The sequence below is a fragment of the Streptomyces sp. NPDC033229 genome, from assembly GCF_055576875.1.
On record NZ_JBVIQR010000007.1, the window covers coordinates 141588 to 152479 of the forward strand.

The window sequence follows — 10892 nt, forward strand, 5'->3', positions numbered from 1 at the left end:
CCGTCACGACGAGGAGATGACCCCCCTGATGTCCGGAGACCGCCCGACCATGCCGCCGGTGCGGCTGCACACCGACGCCGAACTCGCGCGTGACGCGCTCTCCGCGCCGCTGTTCGCCCGCGCCGCGAAGCTCGCCCGCTGGGCCGGCGAGGGCACCCCGGTCGGTGCGGGCGGCGAACTGCTCGCCGAGCAGTTGCTCACCGCCACGAAGCTGCTCGGCCTGGAGGGCGAGGAGGACGGCACCGCCTACGCCGCCGAGGCGTGGCAGCTCGCGCTGGACACCGGGCTCGTGGACTTCACCGAGGACCCGGACGCCGCCGACGACGCGGACGCGGACCAGCCGTCCGCCACCGCGAGCGCGGGCGAGGAACTGGCCACGCTCACCTCCGGCAGCCCCCAGGACATCCTCGACCTCTGGCTCGGCGGACTGGAGACCGTGCTGGCCGACGCGGCCGTCCCGGACCTGGGCGACCTGGTCGACCAGATCGCCGAGACCGGACCGGACGGCGAGCTCGACCTCGACGCCCTCGACTGGAACCCCGAGGAGGAGGCCGACTTCCTCGACGGCGTCCTCGGCAACCTCTACCTGCTGACCGCGCTGGGCGAGGGCGGCCCCGACCGGCCCGTACCGCTGCCGGCGCTCGCCGCCTCCATGATCGTCCCGGATGACATGGACGAGCCCACCGACGACATCCTCGAAGAGGTCTCCGACGCGATGATGCGGCTGGACGACCAGTTCCGGTTGCTCGCGCCGGCCGGCCTGGTGGAGTACCAGCCCGTCGACGAGGCCCTCATCGAGGAGATCGACGGGGAGGGGCATATCCGTGAGTCCGTCGACGGTGTGACCTCCGAGGTTCCCGAGGAGGAGGACGTCACCCGCTACGGCATGGTCGCCCTCACCCCGCTCGGCGTCTTCGCCGTACGGGCCCGGATGCTCGACGCCGGCATCGACGCCCCGGCCGTCGGCGACCTCGCCGACAAGGGCGCGGACACGCTCCTCGCGGCGCTCCCCGGGCACCCCGGGGAGGCCGCCCGCGCCGAGGCGGAGGCCTGGCTGGCCCGCCGGGCCCCGCAGGACGCCGCCCGCGAGCTCCTCGCCGCCGCGCGCGGCGACGACCTGGACGCCCCGCAGCGCCGCCTGGCCTGCCAGCAGACCCTCTCGCTGGTCGGTACGGAGGCCGAGCCCGCGCTGCGCGAGGTCCTCGACGACCCGCAACTGGGCGGCCTCGCCCGGGTCTGGCTGGCCGAGCACGACGCCACGGACATCCCCGAGCCGGGCGAGACGATGGTGTTCTGGCTGACCGTGGACACGATCGCGGCACAGCTCGCGGCCGAGGGCGACTCGGAGGAGCTGCGCGGTCTGGTGGCGAGCCTGGTCGGTCGGCACAGCGGCTTCTTCGACTCGGCCTGGCGGGTGGACCACCCCGCCACGGCGGACGTGCTGGAGGCCATGGGCCGGCTCCACCCGGACAAGAAGGTGGCCAAGGAGGCCCGCAAGGCGGCCTTCAAGGCGCGCTCGCGCGGCTGAGCGCGCGCTGAACACCGTCCGATCTCTCCGGAGCACCGGGCGGCGGATCGTTCGAAGTCCTGCGCGCCGACTCACTCCTGAGGGGGAGTGAGCGAGGCGGAATGACCGATGCCGTACGGCCTTGTCCGTACGGCATCGGATCGGTCCATGGATGACGGCTCGTGTTCATCTCCTGTTCGGTGGGGAGAGGGAACGTAAGCGCCGCCCCGGGGACGCGCCCAGTGCGTCCCGAAGGGCACAGAGCGACGACCCGGCCATCCCTGGAGACGAAGATGACCATCAGCCGCAGAGACTTCGCGAAACGATCCGCCTTCACCGGCGCGGGAGTCGCCCTCGTCGGCAGCGTCGGTGTCCTTGCCACCGCGCCCGGCGCGCTGGCCGCGGACACCGCGGACACCGCGGGGGAGGCGGCGGACGGCGCGGCCGAGCACGGCCGACGCAAGCTCGGGTACGGCCCGCTCCTGGCCGACCCGAAGGGGCTCCTCGCGCTGCCCGCCGGATTCTCCTACCGGGTCATCACCCGCACGGGTGTCACGAAGCTGGAGTCCGGCGAGCCCACGCCGTCCAACCACGACGGCACGGCCGCCTTCGCCGGCTCGCGCGGCAGCACCCTGCTGGTCAACAACCACGAGCTGGGCGGCGCGCGCACCAAGTGGCCGCACCCGGTGCCGCTCGCGCCGGGGCTCGTCTACGACCCCGCCGCGGCGGGCGGCTGCACGGTCGTCGAGGTCGCGGGCCGCGGGGGCCACGTGGCCGAGTGGGTCGGCATCGCCGGTACGTCCACGAACTGCGCGGGCGGCAGCACCCCTTGGGGCACCTGGCTCACCTGCGAGGAGACCGAGGACAAGGCCGGCAGGAACGGCATGACCAAGGACCACGGCTATGTCTTCGAGGTCGACCCGAAGGACCGGCGCGCGGGCCGCGACCCCAGACCGATCAAGGCGCTCGGCCGCTACGCCCACGAAGCCGTCGTCGTCGACCCCAAGCGCGGGCACCTCTATCTGACCGAGGACGCCTCCGGCCCCAACGGGCTCTTCTACCGCTGGACCCCGCCGCAGGGCTTCCAGCACGGGCGCGGCCGGCTGCGCACCCTCGCCGACGAGGCGGGCAGCCTGGAGGCGTTCAAGTGCTTCGACTCCGGCGGCCGTTTCGTCGACGACCTCTCCCGGGCCACCGAGACCGGCACGGTCTACGGCGTGGACTGGGTGGAGGTGCCCGACCGCGACGCGAAGAGCGTCTCGGTGCGCAAGCAGTTCAAGGACGGCGAGGTCACCCGCGCCCGCAAGCTCGAAGGCATGTGGTGGGGCGACGGCGGCGTGTACGTCGTGTCCTCCTTCGCCCGTGAGGAGAGCCCCGTCCAGCACGACGGCCAGGTGTGGTTCTACAACCCCCGCCGCCGCACCCTGACCCTGAAGGTGCGCTTCGGCGTCAACGCGAGCCCCGAGCGCGAGGGCGCCCTCGACGGCCCCGACAACATCACCGTCTCGCCGTACGGCGGCCTGGTCATCGCCGAGGACGGCAACGGCGTCCAGCACCTCTTCGGCGCCGCCGACGACGGCCGCACGTACCCGATCGCGCGCAACGAGCTGAACATCGGCAGCGCGGACAAGCCGGAGTACAGCGAGTTCACCGGGGTGACCTTCTCGCCCGACGGCCGCACGCTCTTCGCCAACATCCAGGACCCCGGCATCATGCTCGCCATCACCGGCCCCTGGCGCCGGCAGGGCACGCGGGGCTGACCGGGCCGGGCCCGGGGAATCCTGAGCGGTCGCCGCTGTTGAAAGGGAGGTGACCCTCAAGCTCTCCGTCCTCGACCGCTCCCGCACCCGGCAGGGACACGACCCGGGGGAGGCGCTGCGCGACACCGTGCGGTTCGCGCGGCGCGCCGAGGAGCTCGGCTACCACCGCTTCTGGGTCTCGGAGCACCACAGTGTGCCCGGCGTGGCGGGCTCGGCGCCCACGGTGCTGGCGGCGGCGGTCGCCGCCGCCACCTCGCGCATCCGGGTCGGTACGGGCGGCGTGATGCTGCCCAACCACCGGACACTGGTGGTCGCCGAGCAGTTCGGGGTGCTGGAGTCGCTCTTCCCCGGCCGGATCGACATGGGCCTCGGCCGGTCCGTCGGCTTCACCGACGGCATCCGCCGGGCGCTGGGCACCGACAAGGAGGCGATGGCGGACTTCGGGGACCAGCTCGCGGAGCTCGCGGCCTACTTCACGGACGGCCCGCGCCCCCACCCCCAGGTCCACGCCCGCCCCGCCGAGGGCCTGCGCGTCCCCGCCTTCGTCCTCGCGGGCGACTCGGGCGCCGACGTCGCCGCCTCGGCGGGCGCGGCCCTGGTCATCGGCGGCCTCCAGGGCGAGGACCGGCCCCTGTCCGCCGTCGACCGCTATCGCAAGACCTTCCGCCCCTCGGCCTGGCGCCGCCACCCCTACGTCGTGCTCGCGGGCAACGTCGCCGTCGCCGAGACCACGGAGGCCGCCCGCCGCCTCCTGATCCCGGAGGCCTGGGCCCTGGCCCACTCCCGCACGCACGGTGTCTTCCCGCCGCTGGCCCCCGCCGAGGAGATCGAAACGCTGCTCGCGGGGGCGAGCGAGCGGGAGCGCGGCTTCTACGAGGCGGGCCTGCGCGGCCACGTCTTCGGCACGGAGGACGAGGTCGCCGCCGCGCTCGACACACTGATCGCACGCAGCGGCGCGGACGAGCTGCTGATCACCACCAACTCCTACGACCGGGAGGCGCTCCTGGACTCGTACCGGCGGCTGGCGGGGTTGGCGGGGCTTGCCGGACACGGCGTGGCAGGCGCGGGGCGCGCCGCCGACGGGCTCGGCCGGGTCGCGTAGGGGGGGCGCTGCCCGCGTGAGCCGGGCTGACCGGTCGCGGGCGTCCGTAGGCTCCTCCGCATGATCGAGCACACGCTGTGCGTCGGCGACCACCCCCACCACGACATCGCACCCGCCGCTTCCGCCGGTCTCCGCACCGCCCACCTGCGGCGCGGCCCGTACGGACATTTCTGGGCCGACGGCCCCGAGGCCGCCGCCGCGGACTGGCGCATCGGTTCCTTGGCCGAACTGCCCGCTCTTCTGGCTCCCTAGGGCTTGGCAAAAGACCACGCACCGCCGAGCCCTCGACCTGGCCCGCGCGTGGGCGCCTCCGAGCGACCTGCCGCGCGCGCACCGTTCCGGTTAGCGTGCGGGTATGACGCTCTCCCATGATTCAGGCGATTACTGGGAAACCACCGGGGCCGCGCGTACCTTCACCCACCCGCTCGACCCGGAGCTGCTCTCCCGGTACTTCTCCGCCGACGACCGCATCCTGGACTACGGCTGCGGATACGGGCGGCTGTTGGCGCAGCTGGCCGAGTGCGGGTACCGCGATGTGCGGGGCGTGGAGCCCTCGGCGGCGCTCGTCGACCGGGGGCGCAAGGAGCATCCGGAGCTGCGGATCGCGCACTTCGAGGAGCCGCCGCTGCCGTTCGCGGACGGGACGTTCGACGCGGCGCTGCTGTTCGCCGTGCTGACGTCCATCCCGGACGCGGAGGACCGGGAGCGGGCCGTCGCGGAGGTGGGGCGGCTCGTACGCCCCGGTGGGGTGCTGTACATCAGCGACGTGCCGCTCCAGACCGACGAGCGCAGCGTGGGCCGGTACCGCGCGCAGGAACAGGAGACCGGGGCGTACGGCGTCTTCCGGATCGAGGACGGCGGGGTGTTCGTGCATCAGTCGCCGGAGAGCTTCCACGCGCTGCTCGGCCGGCACGGCTTCACCGTCGAGACCGAGGAGCGGCGCCGCACCCCGACCCTGGACGGCCACACGGACCTGAGCCTGCAGGTGATCGCCCGCCGCACGCCCTAGTCGCGGGTGGCGCGTCCTACGATCGGCGCATGGCCAAACGCACTCACTCGCTGTCCCTGTGGTCCCAGGACTCCGTGCTGTCGATCGGCTCGCGGGGCTCGGTGCTCTCCATCGGCTCGGTCGGGTCCGTCCTGTCCGTCGGCTCGGTCGGCAGCGCCCTGTCGTTCGGCTCGATCGGTTCCGCCCTCTCGGTGGTCTCGGTCGGATCCTGGCTGAGCACCGGTTCGTTGCTGTCCGCGCAGTCGCGGTGGTCGGTGCTGTCCGCGCGGTCCCACGGGGGCTTCCTGGCCGCCGGGGTGGTGACGACCGTCGCCTGTGCGGCGCTGGCGCACAGGGCGGCGCGGGGTACGAAGGGCTGACGTGCCGCCCCTGGGGAGGAGCCGGCGCTCCGACTCGCGTAGGGCGCGGGGCGGGACGGCCGGGGCGTGAGCAGGAGGAGGCTCTCCGTCTCCCGGCCGAGAACGGCCGGAACGGTCTGCCGTCCAGGCCGACGTGCGAGGGCGTACGACGCGGAATTCTGGTCGTATGTCCCACTTGACAGAGCACTCGGTACAGCCAGTACGGAAGCCGGCACAGAGGCCGGTACGGAATCACCTCGTCCCGCCGCAGGTCACCTCCCTGAAGTGCGGCGGACGCTGGGACGATCACGCCACCCGCCGCGCCTGAACCCGCCCTGGACGAGAGCCGTTTCCGCCAAATGGCGGAGGCGGATCGTCATGCCGGGCGAGGCGGCAGGCGGCAGTGCCGCCACATTCTTGACCCCATGAGCCACCCGATAGGCCCCTCGCCGCCGGCGAGCGGCATCCCGCCGAGACCCGTCACCTACCCTGTACGGATGATCATCGGACTGCCGGCGCCCGCCGCCGACGGCCGTGCCGCATGACGGCCCCCCTCCGGCGCCTCGTGGGCGCGACACTGGGCCGCCGCGCCTGGCTGCGCTGGGTGCATCTGCTGCTCGGCGGCGCGCTGTTGATGCCGTACTTCCTGCTCGCCAATGTGCTCCTGTCGTTGGTCCACACCGGCAACGACACCCTCCTGCTGGTCTCCCCCTCCTGGCAGTTCATCACCTTGGCGGTGGCCCTCGTACCGGCCGCGGTGACCGCCCTGTTCCCGCTCGTACGACCGCTGGAGTCCACCGCCGCGCGGGCGCTGTGCGATACGCGGGGCGCCGAACTGGCCACGCGCCCCAGCGACACCTGGGCCGCGCGCGGTCGGACGGCCGGGTGGTACACCCTGCATCTGGCGGCCGGCGGCATCGTCAGCGGCATGTCGCTGTCCGCGCCCCCCGCGGCCCTGGTGCTGATCGCCCTGCCCCTGTGGGGGTCCTCTCCCCGCACCGAACAGATGGTCTGGACCCGGTACTTCGACGGCGCCGGAATGCTGCTGGCCCCGCTGGCCGGCTTCGCGCTGCTCGCGCTCGTCGTCGGCACGTCCTGGGCGGCCGGGGCGCTGCTGGCCCGTTGGGCGCCGGTCCTGCTCGGGCCGACGGCGGCGGACCGGCTCGCCGCCGCCGAGCGGCACGCCCTGCGGCTGGCCGAACGCAACCGGCTGGCGCGCGAGCTGCACGACTCGGTCGGGCACGCCCTGAGCGCGGTGACGCTGCAGGCGAGCGCCGCGCGCCGGGTCCTCGACGCCGACCCGGAGTTCGCACGGCAGGCGCTGGCCGCGATCGAGGAGACGACGCGCGCGGCCGTCGGCGAGCTCGACACCGTGCTGGGCCTGCTGCGCGAGGACGGCCCTGCCTCCGCGGCGCCCGCGCCGACCCTCGCCGATCTCGACGCCCTGCTGGCCCGTACCCGCGCGGCGGGCTGCGAGGTCACCCTCACCGCGTCCACCGCGCTGGAGAAGGTGCCACCGGTCGTCTCCCGCGAGGCGTACCGCATCGTGCAGGAAGGGCTGGGCAACGCCCTGCGCCACGCGGGGCAGGTCCCCGTGCGGCTGCGGATCGACGTACACGACGACGACCTGGAGGTCGCCTTGGAAAACCCCGTGTCCCCGGAGTCCGGCAGCACCCGAGGCCGCCCCGGCGGCGGTCGCGGACTGACCGGCATAGCCGAGCGCGCCCGGCTGCTGCGCGGCGCCAGCACCTCGGGCGCGGCCGACGGCACCTGGCGGCTGGCCGTGCGGCTGCCGCTGGGAGGTGGAGTCCGATGAGCACCCCCGCCCGTCCGCTGCGCATCGTCCTCGCCGACGACGAACGGATGGTGCGTACCGCACTGCGCGCGATCCTGGGCGCCGAGCCGGACCTGGAGGTCGTCGGCGAGGCCGAGACCGGCGCGGAGGCGGTGTCGGTCATCCGGGAACTGCGCCCCGACGTCGTGCTGATGGACGTGCGGATGCCGCAGATCGACGGCATCCGCGCCACCGAGCAGGTGCTGGCCACGATGACCGACCCGCCGCGCGTCATCGTCGTCACCACCTTCGAGAACGACAGCTACGTCTACGACGCGCTGCGCGCGGGAGCCAGCGGCTTCCTCCTCAAGCGCTCGGACGCGGACGAGCTCGTCTCGGCCGTACGGCTGGTGGCCCGCAGCGACTCGCTGCTCTTCCCCGCCGCCGTACGCGCCCTGGCCGCCGAGTACGCGGGGGCCAGGACCGCGCGGGCCGCGGCCGCGGCGCTCCGCGCCCGGCTGTCGGAGCGGGAGGCGGAGGTGCTGCGGCTGATGACGACGGGCCTGTCGAACGCGGAGATCGCCGACCGGCTCGCGGTGGGACCGGCGACCGTGAAGACGCACGTCGCGGGGGTGCTCGCCAAACTGGGCGTACGGGACCGCACCCAGGCGGTCATCGCCGCCTACGAGTGCGGCTTCGTCACGCCCCGGTGAGGGCGGCCGTCGGCGGACGGGCTCCGCGGGCGGGGACCGTGCGGGCTCTCCTCACAGGCTCTCCGTGCGGGCTTCCACGGGTAATGGAACCGCAAAGCGCGGTCACTCGTTACCCGGGACATGACCGCTATGACACCCGGCTCGAACATTCCTCTTTCCGTCGCGCGCGTGACGGTGGACGTCACCGCCCCCGTGCGGCTCGACGTGTCGGGCCTGCTGCTCACCGCCGACGGCAAGGTGCGCTCCGACGACGACTTCGTCTTCTACAACCAGCCCCATGGACCGGGCGTGACCCATCGCGCGGCGGCGGGCGGCACGGGCGACTCGATCACCGTGGACACCACGGCCGTCCCCGCCGACATCGACAAGATCGTGGTGACCGCCAGCCTGGACGCCCCGGGGGCGACCTTCGCGGGCACCGAGCCCACCGCGACCGTGCGCGGCGCGGACGACGGCAGTGTCATCGCGACCTTCACCCCGCCCCGGCTCGGCGCCGAGACGGCTCTGGTGACCATCGAGGTGTACCGGCGGGCGGGCGCCTGGAAGGTGCGCGCGGTCGGTCAGGGCTATGCCAACGGCCTGGCGGGCATCGCGACCGACTTCGGCGTGAGCGTGGAGGAGCCCGCACCCGTGGCCGACCCGGCACCGCCGGTCCAGGCCCCGGCCGCGCCCGTCGCCCCGCCGGTGCAGGCACCTCCGACGCAGGTCCCGCCGGCCCCGGCCGCACCTCCGGCCCCCGCGGCCCCGGGGAAGATCAACCTCGACAAGGGCCGGGTCAGCCTCCAGAAGAACCAGACGGTCTCCCTCGTCAAGGGCGGCCGCCCGCTCACCCAGTCCGTCAAGATGGGCCTCGGCTGGGAGCCCGCCTACGGCAGCAAGGCCATCGACCTCGACGCCTCCGTGATCGCCTACGGCCCCAGCCGCAACATGATCGACGCCTGCTACTTCGGCAAGCTCCAGATCCTGAACGGCGCGATCCAGCACTCCGGCGACAACCTCACCGGCGAGGGCTCGGGCGACGACGAGGTCATCACCGTCCACATGGGCGGTCTGCCCGCCGAGGTGTCCGGCCTGGTCTTCACGGTCAGCTCCTTCAACGGCCAGAAGTTCACGCAGGTCGCCAAGGCCTACTGCCGGCTGATGGACGCCCAGACCGGCGAGGAACTGGTGCGCTTCGACCTCACCGGCGCCGAGCCGAAGACGGGCGTGCTGATGTGCAAATTCATCCGCCAGTTCTCCGGTGAGTGGGAGATGACGGCCATCGGCGAGTACGTGAAGTCGCGCACGGTCCGCGACCTGGTCAAGCCCGCCGCCGGGGCGCTGTAGGTCGCTGAGGCGGAAGGGGCCCGGATCGCCGGCGGCGCGAGCCGACCGCGATCCGGGCCCCTCCTCTTGGGACACCTTGGGGGCACCGCCCCCGTTCCCGGCGGGGGCACCGGTGGCCAAACCCCGCGTACTGCCCATGGACGGGCAGAACGGCACCGCGCATAGTGGGTGGATGGAGAGCTTGGCACGTGCCCACTTCTCACCCGAGACGACCTATCTCAACACCGCGTCCACCGGTCTCGTCCCCGCCCGCGCCGTCACCGCCATGACCTCGGCCGTCGAGGCCGCCGCCATCGGGCGGCCCGTCGTGGGGGAGGGATTCGCGGCGGTGGAGGACGCCCGGGGTTCCTTCGCCCGGCTCGTCGGCGTGCCCGCCCGGCAGGTGGCGGCCGGCGGGTCGGCCGCGGTCTATTGCGGATTGATCGCCCAGTCCCTGCCGACCGGAGCGGAAGTGCTCGTCGCCGAAGGCGACTTCGCTTCGCTCGTCAACCCCTTCCACGTCCGCCGCGACCTCCACGTGCGCACCGCGCCGCTGGAGAAGCTCGCCACCGAGGTCCGGCCCGATACGGCTCTGGTCGCCGTCAGCGCGGTCCAGTCGGCGGACGGGCGGATCGCCGACCTCGACGGGATCGGCGCGGCCGCCCGCGCGCACGGCGCCCGGACCCTCATCGACGTCAGCCAGGCGCTCGGATGGCTGCCGTACGACGCGAGCGCGCACGATTTCACCGTCGGCGTCGGCTTCAAGTGGCTGCTGTGCCCGCGCGGCGTCGCCTTTCTCGCCGTCCCCGAGGACCTCGGCGGGCTCACGCCCGTCTTCGCCGGGTGGGTTGCGGGCGAGGAGCCCTGGAACAGCTGTTACGGGCCGGTGGAGCGGCTGGCGGAGTCCGCGCGGCGGTTCGACGAGAGCCCCAGCCTCTTCTCCTACGTCGCCGCCGGTGACAGCCTGGCCCTCATCGAGGAGCTCGGCGTCGAGCGGATCCACGGCCACAACCGCGCCCTCGCCGACCGCTTCCGCGCCGGACTCGACGCGCTCGGCCGCCGCGCCGTGCCCGCCGACGGCTCCGCGATCGTCGCCGTCCCCGGCCTCGGTCACGCCGCCGAACGGCTCACCGACGAGGGCATGCCGGTCAGCGACCGGGCCGGGAACCTCCGCGCGGCGTTCCACCTCTACAACACCTCGGCGGACGTCGACCGGCTGCTGGAGGCGCTCGCCCGCTGCTGAGCGCGACGGGTACGGCCCGTACGCCCGCCGCGTACGGGCCGTACCCTCGATACCCGTCGATACCCGTCGATACCCGTCGATACCCGTCGATACCCGTCGATACCCGTCGATACCCGTCGATACCCGTCGATACCCGTCGAT

At 73.5% G+C, this 10892-nt stretch carries 10 protein-coding genes; all 10 read left to right on the forward strand.

Going from position 1 to position 10892, the window contains the following annotated elements:
* Nucleotides 1–28 precede the first annotated feature (28 nt).
* The 10 genes from ACZ53N_RS09125 (at nt 29) to ACZ53N_RS09170 (ending at nt 10751) form a co-directional block, all read left to right on the forward strand.
* Complete coding sequence (locus tag ACZ53N_RS09125; protein ID WP_469140273.1) at nt 29–1528, forward strand: hypothetical protein; 1500 nt, start codon at nt 29–31, stop codon at nt 1526–1528.
* Nucleotides 1529–1800: 272 nt separating this feature from the next.
* Nucleotides 1801–3267 (forward strand): alkaline phosphatase PhoX, encoded by a 1467-nt coding sequence (locus ACZ53N_RS09130; RefSeq protein ID WP_469140274.1) that lies wholly within the window; start codon nt 1801–1803, stop codon nt 3265–3267.
* Nucleotides 3268–3316: 49 nt separating this feature from the next.
* A complete protein-coding gene (locus ACZ53N_RS09135; RefSeq protein ID WP_469140275.1) occupies nt 3317–4369 on the forward strand; it encodes an MsnO8 family LLM class oxidoreductase in 1053 nt (350 codons plus the stop codon).
* A 60-nt stretch (nt 4370–4429) separates the two neighbouring features.
* The gene (locus ACZ53N_RS09140) at nt 4430–4621 is read left to right on the forward strand and encodes an HAD hydrolase-like protein (protein WP_469140276.1); all 192 of its coding nucleotides are present in this window, start codon (nt 4430–4432) and stop codon (nt 4619–4621) included.
* Nucleotides 4622–4724: 103 nt separating this feature from the next.
* Complete coding sequence (locus tag ACZ53N_RS09145; protein WP_469140277.1) at nt 4725–5378, forward strand: class I SAM-dependent methyltransferase; 654 nt, start codon at nt 4725–4727, stop codon at nt 5376–5378.
* A gap of 29 nt (nt 5379–5407) precedes the next feature.
* The gene (locus ACZ53N_RS09150; RefSeq protein WP_469140278.1) at nt 5408–5737 is read left to right on the forward strand and encodes a hypothetical protein; all 330 of its coding nucleotides are present in this window, start codon (nt 5408–5410) and stop codon (nt 5735–5737) included.
* Nucleotides 5738–6257: 520 nt separating this feature from the next.
* Complete coding sequence (locus ACZ53N_RS09155; protein ID WP_469140279.1) at nt 6258–7532, forward strand: sensor histidine kinase; 1275 nt, start codon at nt 6258–6260, stop codon at nt 7530–7532.
* Entirely contained in the window at nt 7529–8203 is a 675-nt protein-coding gene (locus ACZ53N_RS09160) for a response regulator transcription factor (protein ID WP_469140280.1), read from the forward strand. Before ACZ53N_RS09155 ends, ACZ53N_RS09160 begins: the two co-directional genes overlap by 4 nt.
* 120 nt (nt 8204–8323) lie before the next feature.
* Nucleotides 8324–9529: a TerD family protein gene (locus tag ACZ53N_RS09165; protein WP_469140281.1), complete on the forward strand. Its 1206-nt coding sequence runs from the start codon at nt 8324–8326 to the stop codon at nt 9527–9529.
* Nucleotides 9530–9665: 136 nt separating this feature from the next.
* Nucleotides 9666–10751: an aminotransferase class V-fold PLP-dependent enzyme gene (locus ACZ53N_RS09170; protein ID WP_469140357.1), complete on the forward strand. Its 1086-nt coding sequence runs from the start codon at nt 9666–9668 to the stop codon at nt 10749–10751.
* Nucleotides 10752–10892: the final 141 nt, after the last annotated feature.

Coding starts and splice junctions, on each gene's coding strand:
- ACZ53N_RS09125 (WP_469140273.1), top strand. CDS start 29: ATGTCCGGAGACCGCCCGACCATGCCGCCGGTGCGGCTGCACACCGAC.
- ACZ53N_RS09130 (WP_469140274.1), top strand. CDS start 1,801: ATGACCATCAGCCGCAGAGACTTCGCGAAACGATCCGCCTTCACCGGC.
- ACZ53N_RS09140 (WP_469140276.1), top strand. CDS start 4,430: ATGATCGAGCACACGCTGTGCGTCGGCGACCACCCCCACCACGACATC.
- ACZ53N_RS09145 (WP_469140277.1), top strand. CDS start 4,725: ATGACGCTCTCCCATGATTCAGGCGATTACTGGGAAACCACCGGGGCC.
- ACZ53N_RS09150 (WP_469140278.1), top strand. CDS start 5,408: ATGGCCAAACGCACTCACTCGCTGTCCCTGTGGTCCCAGGACTCCGTG.
- ACZ53N_RS09155 (WP_469140279.1), top strand. CDS start 6,258: ATGACGGCCCCCCTCCGGCGCCTCGTGGGCGCGACACTGGGCCGCCGC.
- ACZ53N_RS09160 (WP_469140280.1), top strand. CDS start 7,529: ATGAGCACCCCCGCCCGTCCGCTGCGCATCGTCCTCGCCGACGACGAA.
- ACZ53N_RS09165 (WP_469140281.1), top strand. CDS start 8,324: ATGACCGCTATGACACCCGGCTCGAACATTCCTCTTTCCGTCGCGCGC.
- ACZ53N_RS09170 (WP_469140357.1), top strand. CDS start 9,666: ATGGACGGGCAGAACGGCACCGCGCATAGTGGGTGGATGGAGAGCTTG.